This is a genomic window from Pseudohaliea sp., from assembly GCF_054552115.1.
Genome location: NZ_JBTOLW010000003.1, coordinates 75,393 through 88,688, shown reverse-complemented (window position 1 = coordinate 88,688; position 13,296 = coordinate 75,393). Strand labels below are relative to the sequence as shown.

12 protein-coding genes are annotated in these 13,296 nt (G+C 69.6%); 7 read left to right on the top strand and 5 right to left on the bottom strand.

Annotation, left to right across the window (positions count from 1 at the left end):
- The first annotated feature begins 50 nt into the window (after window positions 1-50).
- The 4 genes from ACX93N_RS02795 to ACX93N_RS02780 all read left to right on the top strand — a co-directional run bounded on the left by ACX93N_RS02795 (window position 51) and on the right by ACX93N_RS02780 (window position 6,344).
- On the top strand, window positions 51-416 hold the full coding sequence (locus ACX93N_RS02795; RefSeq protein ID WP_459426866.1) for a hypothetical protein: 366 nt from the start codon (window positions 51-53) through the stop codon (window positions 414-416).
- Between the two features lie 143 nt (window positions 417-559).
- The gene (locus tag ACX93N_RS02790) at window positions 560-1,888 is read left to right on the top strand and encodes a TolC family protein (RefSeq protein ID WP_459426865.1); all 1,329 of its coding nucleotides are present in this window, start codon (window positions 560-562) and stop codon (window positions 1,886-1,888) included.
- A complete protein-coding gene (locus tag ACX93N_RS02785; protein ID WP_459426864.1) occupies window positions 1,885-3,246 on the top strand; it encodes an efflux RND transporter periplasmic adaptor subunit in 1,362 nt (453 codons plus the stop codon). Before ACX93N_RS02790 ends, ACX93N_RS02785 begins: the two co-directional genes overlap by 4 nt.
- A complete protein-coding gene (locus ACX93N_RS02780; RefSeq protein ID WP_459426863.1) occupies window positions 3,243-6,344 on the top strand; it encodes an efflux RND transporter permease subunit in 3,102 nt (1,033 codons plus the stop codon). The genes ACX93N_RS02785 and ACX93N_RS02780 overlap by 4 nt, the downstream gene beginning before the upstream one ends.
- Here ACX93N_RS02780 and ACX93N_RS02775 read toward each other — a convergent pair.
- From ACX93N_RS02775 to ACX93N_RS02765, 3 genes are read right to left on the bottom strand one after another with little or no spacing between them, the layout of a single operon-like run.
- Complete coding sequence (locus tag ACX93N_RS02775; RefSeq protein WP_459426862.1) at window positions 6,341-6,694, bottom strand: hypothetical protein; 354 nt, start codon at window positions 6,692-6,694, stop codon at window positions 6,341-6,343. The genes ACX93N_RS02780 and ACX93N_RS02775 overlap by 4 nt on opposite strands.
- Window positions 6,691-7,677, bottom strand: coding sequence for a universal stress protein (locus ACX93N_RS02770; RefSeq protein ID WP_459426861.1), 987 nt, complete (start codon window positions 7,675-7,677; stop codon window positions 6,691-6,693). The genes ACX93N_RS02775 and ACX93N_RS02770 overlap by 4 nt, the downstream gene beginning before the upstream one ends.
- Entirely contained in the window at window positions 7,674-8,174 is a 501-nt protein-coding gene (locus tag ACX93N_RS02765; RefSeq protein ID WP_459426860.1) for a hypothetical protein, read from the bottom strand. The genes ACX93N_RS02770 and ACX93N_RS02765 overlap by 4 nt, the downstream gene beginning before the upstream one ends.
- A 160-nt stretch (window positions 8,175-8,334) precedes the next feature.
- Here ACX93N_RS02765 and ACX93N_RS02760 point away from each other — a divergent pair, with 160 nt between their 5' ends.
- On the top strand, window positions 8,335-9,216 hold the full coding sequence (locus ACX93N_RS02760; protein WP_459426859.1) for a LysR family transcriptional regulator: 882 nt from the start codon (window positions 8,335-8,337) through the stop codon (window positions 9,214-9,216).
- Between the two features lie 30 nt (window positions 9,217-9,246).
- Here ACX93N_RS02760 and ACX93N_RS02755 read toward each other — a convergent pair whose 3' ends face one another.
- Entirely contained in the window at window positions 9,247-10,227 is a 981-nt protein-coding gene (locus ACX93N_RS02755) for a hydrogen peroxide-inducible genes activator (RefSeq protein ID WP_459426858.1), read from the bottom strand.
- 167 nt (window positions 10,228-10,394) lie between these two features.
- Here ACX93N_RS02755 and ACX93N_RS02750 point away from each other — a divergent pair, with 167 nt between their 5' ends.
- Window positions 10,395-11,054: a carbonic anhydrase gene (locus tag ACX93N_RS02750; protein WP_459426857.1), complete on the top strand. Its 660-nt coding sequence runs from the start codon at window positions 10,395-10,397 to the stop codon at window positions 11,052-11,054.
- Between the two features lie 17 nt (window positions 11,055-11,071).
- On the top strand, window positions 11,072-12,724 hold the full coding sequence (locus ACX93N_RS02745) for a SulP family inorganic anion transporter (protein WP_459426856.1): 1,653 nt from the start codon (window positions 11,072-11,074) through the stop codon (window positions 12,722-12,724).
- Window positions 12,725-12,782: 58 nt separating this feature from the next.
- On the opposite strand, the gene ACX93N_RS02740 is transcribed toward ACX93N_RS02745, so the two are convergent.
- A complete protein-coding gene (locus ACX93N_RS02740) occupies window positions 12,783-13,295 on the bottom strand; it encodes a LuxR C-terminal-related transcriptional regulator (RefSeq protein WP_459426855.1) in 513 nt (170 codons plus the stop codon).
- Window position 13,296 lies beyond the last annotated feature (1 nt).

Sequence of the window (13,296 nt, the reverse complement as noted above, 5' to 3'; positions counted from 1 at the left end):
GCGACGGGTGCTAGGCTTGTAGCCCTGAAGTTGCCATCGCACCAGGTGCCGTGAATCGATTGTTCCGCTCTTTCCTGTCCCGCCCCGGGCTGTGCCAGGCCGTCCTGGCCCTGTGCCTTCTCGGGCAGCTGTGTGCGCCGGCGCTCGGCCTTGCCCTGCCCTGTGCGATGCCTGCCGGGGGAGAACATGCCATGGTGATGGAGGCGCACGATAGCGGCATGGTCGCCGTCGATAGCGCGGACTGCTGCCAGGATGAGGGCCCCTGCCTCATGGCCCAGTGCATGGCGCCGACCGGCGCCTGCGCCGCGCCGCCGGCCCTGGAACGGCTGCCCGTGGCGGCTGCCGGCGCCGCGGCACCCCTGTTCACCCCCCGCGTGCTTCCCAGGCGCCATTTCCGTCCCCCCATCGCTGCCTGACACGGGGTAGCTGTGCCCGGCGCAGGCGGCGCTGCGGCCGTACCGGCGCCCGGCCTGTCGATGCCCCGCTGTCGTACCCGCCCGACCGGCGTCTGCCGGTCGGACCGGGCTTCCGTGAAGACTGAAACGGTGGATGGAAAACTATGGACTATCCCTTTACCGCCGCCGGGCGGCTTTCACGCCGCGTCGCGAGGGCGCTGGGGGGCGGGCTGTTACTGTTCGCTGCACTACCGCTGCTCGCAGGAACCCGGACGCTCGACCAGGCCATTGCCGATGCCCGGGCCAGGGATCCCTGGCTCGCGGGCAGCGAATGGCGCCAGGAGAGCTTCCGCGCCCGCGGCCGCGCCGCCGGCGCACTGCCGGATCCGGTGTTGCGCCTCGGCGCCGCCAACCTGCCGATGGACAGCTTCGCCTTCAACCAGGAGGCGATGACCCAGTTCCAGGTGGGACTTTCCCAGGCCATACCGCGCGGCGCTACCCGGGAACTTGAGCGCGAGCGCCTGGAGGCCCTCGGGGGGGAGCAGGCCAACCGCCGGGACGAGCGTCGCGCCCAGGTAGCCCTGATAGTGACGGAGTTGTGGCTGGACTGCACCCTGGCCAGCCGCACACGCGCGCTCATCGAGGAAGACCGTGACCTGTTCCTGCAGCTGCGCGAGGTGGTGGCCTCGCGCTACCGCAGCGCGCTCGGGGATGCCCGCCAGCAGGATCTGGTGCGCGCAGAACTGGAGCTCACGCGCCTCGATGACCGGCTGACGCGGCTTACCGAGCGAGAAGACATCGCGCGCTCGCGTCTCGGCGAGTGGCTCGGCCCCGGCGCACGGCAGCTGGCAACATCGCTGCCGGAACTCGCGCTGGTTGAGCCCGCCGTGCGCGGGGCTGAGCCCCTCGCGCCGGAACGGCTCGCGGCGCTGCTCGGCAATCACCCCAGCGTGCGCAGCGTGGAACGCCGCATCGCCGCCGGGGATACGGGGGTGGCCCTCGCCGAAGAGCGCTACAAGCCCGCCTTCACCGTCAACGCCGGCTATGGCTACCGCGAGGACGCTATGGATGGCAGTTCACGGCCCGACTTCTTTTCCCTCAGCGTAGCCGTGGACCTGCCCCTGTTCCCCGATGAGCGCCAGGATCAACACGTGCGCGCGGCCCGAGCGGAGGCTGAGGCTCTGCGTACGGAACGGGCACTCCTGCTGCGGGACCTGCGCTCGGGGCTGGAGACCGCCCGGGCCCGCCTCCTGCGCCTCGACGAGCGGCGCGCGCTTTACCGCGATCGTCTCCTCGACGAGATGGCGCAGCAAGCCGAGGCTGCGCGGGCGGCCTACGGCGCCGACAGCGGCGATTTTGCCGAGGCGATCCGCTCACGTATCGACGAGCTCGATACGCGCATCGAGGCCCTCGCCATCGAGGTCGAGCGCCAGCGCACCATCGCCCGCCTCAACTACTACCTCGCCGGCAGTGAGGGGGAAGAACGGCCATGAACAGATCACTTCGAACCGGCTTCGGACTGCTCGCAGCAGCCGGGGCCGGAGCAGGTCTCACCCTGCTGCTGACGGCTGAGCCGTCGCCTGCCGACAGCGCATCGGCACCGACCCGCGAGCCCCTGTACTGGGTCGCGCCCATGGATCCGTCCTACCGTCGCGACGGGCCCGGAAAATCCCCCATGGGCATGGACCTGGTGCCGGTCTACGAGGAAAGCGGCTCGGAAGGTCCGGCCGGTACCGTGCGCATAGCGCCGGCCGTGGAAAACAACCTCGGCGTGCGCACGGCGACCGTCGAGCGGCGGGTGCTGCGCCCGACGCTGCGCACTGTCGGCTACGTGCGCTGGGATGAGGATCGCCTGACCCACGTGCACCCGCGTGTGTCGGGCTGGATCGAGACGCTCCACGTGAGGGCGGCCGGTGACCCGGTGCGTGCCGGCGAGCCGCTCTATACCCTTTACTCGCCGGCTCTCGTGAATGCGCAAGAGGAGCTCGTGCTGGCGCTGCGCGCCGACAACCGCGCGCTCGTGCGGGCGGCCCGGGACCGGCTGGCCGCGTTGAAGGTGCCGGCGTCGCTGGTGCGGGCGATCGAGGAAGACCGCGCCGTGCGTCAGACCGTGACATTCACAGCCGAGCACGATGGCCTGGTTGACGAGCTCGGCATTCGCGAGGGCTTCTACGTGGAACCGGGCACGACGCTCATGGCCATCGGCGCCCTCGACAGCATCTGGGTCGAGGCCGAGGTGCTCGAGCGGCAGGTGGAGCGGGTCCGCATGGGCATGCCGGTACACATGACCGCGGACCACTACCCCGGGCGCGAGTGGCGCGGGCGGGTGGATTTCATCTATCCCTCCCTGGACCCGGTGACGCGCACCCTGCGCCTGCGCCTGCGTTTCGCCAACCCGGACGGCGCGCTGCGGCCGAACATGTTTACCCGCGTGGTCCTGGAGGCGCCCGCCGGCGATCCGGTACTGGCGGTGCCGGCCGAAGCGGTGATCCGCACCGGTGACGGTAACCGGGTGGTGCGTGCGTTCGGCGATGGACGTTTCCGCGCCGTTGCCGTCGAGCTGGGCGCGCGCGGCCACCGCTTCGTCGAGGTGCGCGCCGGCCTCGCCGCCGGTGACCGCATCGTGACCTCCGCCCAGTTTCTCCTCGACTCCGAGTCCAGTCAGCGGGCGGGCCTGGCGCGGCTCTCTGCGGGGCGGATCGGCGAAGCCGGGGCGGAGGACGGTGCCGTGGATCAGGACACCAGGGATCACGCGGGGATGGATCACGGCGCGATGAACCACGAGGCGATGGATCGCGAAGCGATGGATCACGAAGCGATGGATCGCGCCAGCGGCGAGGGGACACCGTGATCGCCGCGCTGATTCGCTGGTCGCTGCACAATCGCTTCCTGGTGCTGCTCGCCACCGTGGCCCTGGTCGTTGCGGGTGCCTGGGCCCTCTACCGCACGCCGGTGGATGCCATCCCGGATCTGTCAGACGTGCAGGTGATCGTGAAAACCCCCTACCCGGGCCAGGCGCCGCAGGTCGTGGAAGACCAGGTGACCTATCCGCTGACCACCGCGCTCCTCTCCGTGCCCGGAGCGCGCACCGTGCGCGGCTACTCGTTCTTCGGCGACTCCTACGTCTACGTCATCTTCGACGACGGCACGGACCTGTACTGGGCGCGGGCCCGGGTTCTCGAGTACCTGAGCCAGGCGGCGCCGTCGCTCCCGGACGGCGTCCGCCCGGCGCTCGGCCCGGACGCCACGGGTGTCGGCTGGGTCTACCTGTATGCCCTGGTGGACCGCAGCGGCCGCCATGACCTTTCCGAGCTGCGCAGCCTGCAGGACTGGTTCCTGCGCTACGAGCTGCAGGCCGTGCCGGGCGTTGCCGAGGTGGCAACCGTCGGCGGCATGGTCAGGCAGTACCAGGTGAACGTGGACCCGCAGAAGCTGCGCGCCTATGGCCTGCCCCTGGCGCAGGTGCAGACGGCGATCCGCCGCGGCAACGGGGAGCAGGGTGCGTCCGTGCTCGAGCTCGCCGAGGCCGAGTACATGGTGACCACGAGCGGTTATATCGACAGCGTCGAGGACCTCGCCGCGATTCCGCTCGGGGCGAGCGACGCGGGGACGCCGCTGCAGCTGCGCGACGTCGCCACGGTCGGCCTCGGGCCGCAGCTGCGCCGCGGTGTCGCCGAGCTAAACGGCGAGGGCGAGGTGGTCGGCGGCATCGTCGTCATGCGCTACGGCGAGAATGCGCGGGCGACCATTGAAGCCGTGAAGGCAAGGCTCGAGACGCTGCGCGCGGGCCTGCCGGCGGGTGTCGAGGTCATCACCGTCTACGACCGCTCGGGCTTGATCGACCGGGCCGTCGACAACCTCTGGCAGAAACTGCTGGAGGAGTTCCTCGTGGTCGCCCTGGTCTGCCTTGCGTTCCTTTTCCACCTGCGCTCCTCGCTGGTGGCGGTGGCCAGCCTGCCCGTCGGCATCCTCGCGGCTTTCGTGGTCATGCACTGGCAGGGTATCAACGCCAACATCATGTCCCTGGGCGGTATCGCCATCGCCGTGGGGGCCATGATCGACGGTGCCATCGTGCTGGTGGAAAACCTGCACCGGCACGCCGAACGCGAGCCCCTGCACGCGGGCAACCGCTGGCAGGTGGTGCAGGCGGCGGCGACGGAGGTGGGCCCTGCCCTGTTCTTCAGCCTGCTGATCATCACGGTGAGCTTCCTGCCGGTATTCACGCTGGAGGCGCAGGAGGGGCGCCTGTTTGCGCCGCTGGCCTTTACCAAGACCTATGCCATGGCCGCCGCCGCCGCGCTGTCCATCACCCTGGTGCCCGTGCTCCTCGGCTACTTCGTCCGCGGCCGGCTGCGGCCCGAGGCGCAGCACCCGGTGAACCGGGCTCTGGTGGCGGCGTACCGGCCGCTCCTGCGCACGGTCTTGCGCTACCCGCGGACGGTGGTCGTCGTGGCCGTGCTGCTCGTGGCCAGCGCCTTCTGGCCCCTGTCGCGCCTCGGCAGCGAATTCATCCCGCCCCTGGACGAGGGCGACCTCATGTACATGCCGACCACCTACCCGGGCCTGTCCATCGGCGAAGCGCGGCGCCTGCTGCAGCACACCGACAAGCTCATCGCCACGCTTCCCGAGGTCGCGCGCGTCTTCGGCAAGGTCGGGCGCGCCGAAACGGCGACGGACCCGGCGCCGCTGACCATGATCGAGACCTTCATCCAGCTGCGCCCGCGGGAGCAGTGGCGGCCGGGCATGACCACGGAGCGCCTGAAGGCCGAGCTCGATCGGCTCATCCGGCTCCCGGGCGTGACCAATGCCTGGGTGATGCCCATCAAGACCCGTATCGACATGCTGGCGACAGGCATCAAGACGCCGGTGGGTATCAAGGTGGCCGGCCCCGAACTCGGCGGGATCGAGACTATCGGGCGCCGGCTCGAGGGGATTCTCAAGGATCTGCCGGGCACGGCTTCCGTCTACTCCGAGCGCGTCGCCGGCGGTCGCTACCTCGCCATCGACATCGACCGCGAACGGGCGGCCCGCTATGGCCTCAATGTCGCCGACCTGCAGGACGTGGTCGCGACGGCGGTCGGTGGGGCCGGGGTCGGCGAGGCGGTGGAGGGGCGCGAGCGCTACCCGATCAACCTGCGCTACCCGCAATACTGGCGCGACTCGCCAGAGCAGCTGGCGGAGCTGCCGATCGTGACGCCGGGAGGACGACACCTCGCCCTCGGCGACGTGGCGTCGATCCGGGTCGAGGACGGCCCGCCGGGCATCAAGAGCGAAAACGCCCGGCTGAACGGCTGGACCTTCGTGGACATCGCCGGCATCGATGTGGGGCGCTACGTCACTGCGGCGCGGAAAGCGGTCACCGCGGAGCTGGACCTGCCGCCCGGTTATTCGCTCACCTGGTCGGGCCAGTACGAGTACCTCGAGCGCGCGCGGGCGCGCCTCAGGCTCGTGGTGCCGCTGACCCTCGCCCTCATCGCCTTCCTGCTCTACCTGAATTTCCGCCGGGTGGCGGAGGTGCTCGTCCTGCTCGCAACGCTGCCGCTGGCACTCGTCGGCAGCCTCTGGCTGCTCTGGGCCCTGGGCTACAACTTGTCGGTGGCCGTGGGTGTGGGCTTCATCGCCCTGGCGGGCGTGGCCATCGAGACCGGGGTGATCATGCTCGTCTACCTGGACCAGGCCCTGGCGGATCGGTCCGATGCGGTGCCGCGGGACCGGGAAGCCCTGCGCGAGGCAATCCTCGCCGGGGCGACGCGGCGGGTGCGCCCGGTGCTCATGACGGCCGCGGCGACCACCCTGGGCCTGCTGCCGATTCTGCTCGGCGGCGGTACCGGCAGCGAAGTCATGAGCCGCATTGCGGCGCCGATGGTCGGCGGCATGGTGAGCGCCACGCTGCTGACCCTGCTGGTACTGCCGGCAGTGTTCCTGCTCTGGCGGGGGTGGCGCCGCTAGCAGCGCCTGAGCAGCTGCTTCACCCGCTGCCTCGCCAGGCCCTCCTCCCGGCCCAGGGCCCTGGCGATGACCCGCTTGGCCCGCTGCTCGTAGCGAAGGTCCAGGAGATACAGGCCGGCGAGCCAGCGGTAGGCGGCGAGGCGCTGAAAGACCGAGGGCGACCGGGCCAGCTGGCAGAGGGCGGCGAAGCGCTCCTCCAGGGGCAGGCGCTCCAGCGCTGCTTCGAGCTCGAGAAGCACTGGCGCCGCCGGTTCTGTCACCTGCCAGAGGGCGTTGAGGTCCTGCCGGGCATCGTCGCAGGGAGCCATGGGGTCCTGCCGGGTGTCGTCGCGTTCAGGGGCTTTGGTCACGGTGCAGTACCTCCCTCGCCGACCGCCCGGAGCTTTTCCTCGGGGTCGGCAAACTGGATCGGGGTGGTGAAGCCCCGGGGCTTGATGGCGAGAATCGGGGTTTCGGCGGCGGCGAGGATGGCCTCGGCGGTGGTGCCGATCAGCACGCCGGGCAGGGCGCTCGTGCCTACGGTGCCGAGAACCACCAGCGAAGCCCGGGTCTTCCGCGCCAGGGCCGGGATGACATCGACCGGCGAGCCGCGCTCGAGGTGGCGTTCCAGGCTCACCGCCGGGGCGCGGCTGCCCGCCTCACGGGCGAGACCCTCGAACCAGGCGCGGTGGTCGCTCTCCTGGGCCGCGAGGTAGCTGTTGACCTCGGCGGGCGAAAGGCCCGCCCGGGGATGGTCGAGGAGGCGCTCCCCGTAGGGCTGCCAGGCGTGGACGAGGTGCAGCGTCGCGCCGCGGGCCGCGGCGAGGTTGCAGGCCGTGGCCGCCAGCTCTCGCGCAAACCGCTCCGCCGCGCCGCTGTCCGCGGTCACCTCGCGGTCGATGGCGAGGAGGAGCCTGTCACTGTGTTCCGCCCGGTCCGGGTGGAGGGTCCAGACCGCGGCAGGGCACTTGCGCACGAGGTGCATACCGGTGGGGTTGAGCGCTGCGCCCGGCCCGCCGGCGGTCGTTTCCGAGATATGTACGACGAGATCGAAACCCTGCCGGGTCACCTGCTCGGTGACGGCGAGGAAGGGGCTGCCGGTGAGCACCGCATAGTCGAGAGGCACCCGGCCCTGGTGCGGGGCGCAGAGGCCGCGCAGGCGTTCGAAGGCGAGGCTCCAGTCCAGGGCCTTGAGGCGCGTCACGGCGCCGCCCGTATCGAGTGCCGGCGCGGGGGCGATCACATCGCAGACGCTGAGGGCCGCGCCGGACTGCTCCGCAAAGGTGACCACCTCGGCGAGACACTCGGCATCGGCGGCCTCGGCGTAGACGAGGATGTTGCGGAAGACGCTCACGGGGCGAGCCCGGCGAGGAGCAGGATGGCGAAGGCGCCGGCGGCCGCGAGCGGTGCCCGGGGCGGGGCCACCGAGCGCTCCGTCAGGGCCACGAGCAGAAAGGCCGCAATCCACTGCCACGGGCCGGCCAGCCCGCCCGGGCCGGCGGCGAAGGTGATGACCAGGGCGAGGGGCAGGGCCAGCGCAACGGCACTGGCCCACGCGTGCTGGCGCGGCGAAGGCACGATCGGCTCCCGGCCTGCCCGCGCCAGCAGCGCCTGCCCGGTCTCACTCCGGCTCGCGGCGCAGGCGATGGCTGCGATGACCTGCAGTCCGGCAAGCGCCGGCAGGCCGAGGGCGAGGGCCGTGGCGGCCATGCCTGCGTGAGCGACGACTGCCGGGCGCAGGGGGCCCGCAAAACGCGGTGCGCCCGCACGGGCCATGGCCAGCAGGGCCAGGAGTGGTCCGGTAGCGAGGAGCAAGGGGGGCAGGCTGTGCAGGGCGGGTGCGAGGGTCATGGCGCCATCCTTCTGAGCGATGGCGGCAGTATCCCGGTGCATTCATGGCAAGTAAAATAGATATATATTAGAAAATGATTCTATAATTGAGAACTAATGGCAGGCTGTTCTGTTTTTCTTAAGAGTCCTGTGATTGCGTTTGCTTATTCGGAGGTGGCTCGTGCGACTCAACTACCGGCATCTCTATTACTTCTGGCGCGTTGCCACCGAGGGCAACCTCACCGCCGTGGCAAAGAAGCTCCACGTCTCCCAGTCGGCGCTGTCTTCGCAGATCCGTCAGCTCGAGGAGAGCACGGACACGCAGCTGTTCGACCGCAGCGGCCGGCGCATGGCTCTCACCGATGCCGGGCAGCGGGTTCTCGGCTACGCCAACGATATCTTCGCCAAGGGTGAGGAACTGGAGTCGATGCTGCGCCACGGCATGGAGCCGGAGGCGCAGATGCTGCGCATCGGCATGCTCTCGACGCTGTCCCGCAACTTCATCGACCACCTGGTCACGCCGCTGCTCATTGACCGCAAGATCCGCTTCACGCTGCACGCGAACACGTTGGACGGGCTCCTGGACGGCCTCGCCCGGCACCAGCTCGACGTCGCGCTCACCAATGGCGACGTACGTGGCAGCGACGAGCAACGGTGGCAGAGTCAGCTGCTGGCGAGCCAGCCGGTCTCCATCGTCGGGCCGCCGGAGCTCCGCCCGGAGACAACTTTTCCCCATGGCTATGACGGCAAATACTGGGTGCTGCCGTCGCGAGAGAGCGAGGTGCGGCGGGCCTTCGACGGTCTCTGCACCCTCTGGCAGTACGCGCCGGACATCCAGGCCGAAGCCGACGACATGGCCATGCTGCGCCTGCTCGCCCGGGACGGCGATGCGCTGGCGGTACTGCCCACGGTCGTCGTCCGCGACGAGATCCGCCGCGGACAGCTCGTCGAGTACATGACCCTGCCCAATGTCTTTGAGTACTTCTACGCCATCACGATCAAGCGCACTTACGTTCCCACGGCGCTGCAGACGCTGCTGGTGGATATCGGCCGGGTGGAATAGGGCGCTCCGGCCGGCGTTTCAGCGGCCGCTTCAGCTGTCGATGACGACGATGTCCGCGGGCCGCTCCGCGCGCAGGATCTCCCGGATCTCCTGCGCGAGCTCGCGGAACAGGGCCCGGGCGGGAGAAGACGAGCGCCAGGCCATCGCCTGGATGCGGGCGATGCTGTCGCCGTGCAGGTCCGTGACGCGAAGCTCGCTCTGGTCGTGGATCTCCGAGGCCACGTAGAGCGAGGGCAGGAAGGCCATCCCGGTTCCCATCACCACCATGTGCCGGAGCGTGTCCAGGCTGGTGCCCTCGAAGTCCCGGCGTACGGTGGCGCCCAGGCGCTCGCAGAGCTGGGCCACCTGGCGGTGAAAATGGTGGTGTTCCTCGATACTCAGAACCTCCTCGCCGAGCAGGTCCTCGCGGTTGATCCGCGCCTTGCCGGCGAGATGGTGGTCGTTGGCCATCACCAGCTTCAGCGGTTCCCGGAACAGGGGCACGATGGTGAGTTGCCGGTCGGAGACCGGCAGCGGCGTGAAGATGAAGTCGTGCTGGTTGTTGCGAAGGCCTTCCTCGAGGTCCCTGGGCACGCTCTCGCGCACGTAGAGGCGCAGGCCGGCGTACTTGCGGTGCAGGGGCGGCAGGATATGTGGCAGCAGGTAGGGTCCGAGCGTGGGGGGAACACCGGTGCGATAGGTGACTACGGCGCCGCCGGAGAGGGTGGCCGCCCGGTCGACAAAGCCCTGGAACTCTTCCAGGACGCGGCGGGCGCTGCCCAGGAGCTCGCGGCCCTCCGGCGACAGGGCGGCGCCACGCCGCGAGCGCTCGAAGAGCTGCAGGCCCAGGCCCGACTCCAGCGCCGCAATCTGCGCCGTCAGCGCCGGCTGCGTCACCCCCAGGCCGTCGGCTGCGCGCCGAAAGCTGCCGGTTTCGGCGATAGCGGAAAGATAGCGCAGCTGCTTCAGGGACACCTTGTCCGGGTTCAGGGCGGCGCTGCGCTGCGCCGCGGGGTGGTCAGCCTCGGTCACGCTGTCGTCCTCGTCCTGCCGCTACTTAGCGGTTTGCGATAAGCAAATCTTATCACAAAATCCTGTTAACCGCCGTATGCCTTCCGCCCGGTGATCCCTAAGGTTTCAGGGAACGACATCAGGGCCGGTACGGCGTACCGGCGCAAGTACAGAGCGGAGGCAACAACATGGACCACCTGGTCGACGGTATTCTCAAGTTCAAGCGCGACGTCTTTCCGGATCATAGGGAACTCTTCGGCGAACTCGCCACCGGGCAGAGCCCGGAAGTCCTGCTCGTCACCTGTGCCGATTCCCGCATCGACCCGAACATGGTCACCCAGACCAAGCCCGGGGACCTCTTCATCTGCCGCAACGCGGGCAACATCGTGCCGCCGCACGTGAGCCAGGCCGGTGGCGTGACCGCCTCCATCGAGTACGCCGTGGCCGTGCTCGGGGTCGAGCACATCGTGGTCTGCGGCCATACCGACTGCGGCGCCATGAAAGGCGCTCTCGCCACGGAAGCGCTCACGGACCTGCCGCACGTCAAGGAGTGGCTGGACCACGCCCGCAGCGCCGTGGAGGTGGTACGTGCCCGGCACGGGCACTGCGGCCCCGAGCACCTCGACGAACTCACTGAGGAGAACGTGCTGCAGCAGCTCCAGCACTTGCGCACCCACCCGGTCGTCGCCGCGCGGGTCCGCGCCGGCACGCTGCAGCTGCACGGCTGGATCTACGACATCGAGACCGGTGAGGTGAGCTGCTACGAGGAAGAGTCCGACAGCTTCATGCCGATCGAAGAGCGCTACGAGCGCCTCGCGGCACGCAAGGCTGCGGCGGCGAGCGCCTGAGGGCCGGGGAGAGAGCGATGCGACTTGAATTGAACAACCTGCGCGGCGACATCTACGGTGGTATCACCGCCGGGGTCGTCGCTCTTCCCCTGGCCCTCGCCCTCGGCGTGGCCTCGGGACTGGGTCCGATTGCCGGTCTCTACGGCGCGATCTTTGTCGGTTTCTTCGCTGCGCTCTTCGGGGGCACGGCGTCGCAGATTTCCGGCCCCACGGGCCCGATGGTCGTCGTCGTCGCAGGCCTCGCCGCCAGCCTGTCCGGTCGCCCCGAGCTGATCTTCACGGCGATCTTCCTGGCGGGCATTATCCAGGTGGTGTTCGGGGCGCTCGGCTTCGGCAACTATATCCGCCTTGTGCCGTACCCGGTGGTCTCGGGCTTCATGAGCGGTATCGGCGCGATCATCATCATCCTGCAGGTCGGCCGCCTGATCGGCGGCGAGCCGCCCGGCGGTACCATCCCGGCGCTCGTCTACATCCCGACCGCGGTGTCAGAGCTGAACCTGTCGGCCGCCGGCGTCGGCGCCGTCGCCCTGGCCACGGTGTTCCTCTGGCCGCCGAGCTGGGGCAAGTACCTGCCCGGTCCGCTGGCGGCACTCGTGATCTGCACCTGCCTGGGGCTCGCCCTGCCGTCGGCGCCCGTCCTCGGCGATATTCCCAGCGCGCTGCCCAGCCTGCACCTGCCCGTGTTCGAGCGCGATGCCATGTTCCTCGTGCTGGAGGCCGCGGTGATCCTCGCCGCCCTCGGCGCCATCGACTCGCTGCTCACCTCGCTGGTGGCTGACAACATGACCCGGACGCGGCACAACTCGAACCGGGAGCTGCTGGGACAGGGTATCGGCAACACCGTGGCCGGCCTCTTCGGTGCCCTGGCCGGCGCCGGCGCCACCATGCGCACGGTGGTCAACATCCGCACCGGCGGCCGCACCCGCCTGTCCGGCATGCTCCATGCGCTGCTGCTCCTCGCCGTCGTGCTCGGCCTCGGCCCGCTGGCGGCGAAGATTCCGCACGCGGCCCTCGCCGGCATCCTCGTCAAGGTGGGCTGGGACATCATCGACTGGCGCTACCTGAAGAACGCGCACCGCGGCCCGCGCTGGGATCTCGCCCTCATGGTGCTGGTCCTCGGCCTCACGGTCTTCGTCGACCTGATCACGGCGGTCGGTGTCGGCGTGGTACTCGCGGCGCTGGCCTTCGTCCGCCAGGTGGCCGAGCAGCAGACCCGGGCGATCCGCGAGATGCAGTTCGAGCCGGACTCCGAGGAGGAGGCGGCGTTGCTCAAGCGCGCCGAGGGCCTGGTGCAGGTCTTTGACTTCGGGGGCCCGCTCAGCTTTGGCGCCGCGGCAGATCTCGGCCACCACGTGCGCGAGCGCACCCGCAAGGGGCGCGGTGCGGCAGCCCTGGTCCTCGACTTCTCGAGTGTCCCCTTTATGGATGTGTCGGCGGCCCGAGCGGTGGAGACGATTGCCACCGATGCAACCGAGGCCGGCAAGCACGTTTACGTGACGGGGCTCCGGGAGGAGGTGGCCTCGGTGCTGGCCGGTCTGGATGCGGACCACCACCTGCCCACCGATACCCGCTTCACGTGTCGCATCGACGCGGTGCGCCAGGCGGTGGAGGACCTTGAGCGCGGGCGTATCGACGCGGCGCCGCATGGCGTAGCGCCCGCGCCGGCCTGACGCTTGCCTGCTACTGGAAAAGCCGCTGCCGGGAGGCAGCGGCTTTTTTGCGGCGCTGCTACTGGCCCGCCGCGGTGCGCCGGCGCGGCAGGAAGTGCGTGTCGATGCCCTGGTCGCGCAGCTTGCTGTAGACGCGGTTCAGGTGGGTGCGCAGGGTGGCGTGGCTGATGCCGAGGTCGGCGGTGATCTCCGTGTTACTGCGGCCGCGCAGGAGCAGGGAGACGACTTCCAGTTCCCGCGGGGTGAGGTCCTGGGCCCGGTAATAGGCCATGGCCTCCTCGTACTTCTTTTCCAGCGGCTGGAGCAGGGTGACGACGCGCTCGCTGCTGCAGATGAGCGTCACGTCGTAATGGCCGTCATCGATGCGGGCATTGCGGTGGACGGTTGTTCCCCAGTCGGGCCACTGCAGGCTGTCGTCTTCCCGGTGCAGGGCCATGCAGCCGTCCTCGCACACGTTGCCGCTGCGATCGCCGCAGATGCTGCGGCAGCGGTCATTCTGTACGAGCACGGCGCGGCTCGCGTCCTTGATGCAGATGCCGAGTTCGGCGCTGGTGAGAGCTTCTTCGAGCACA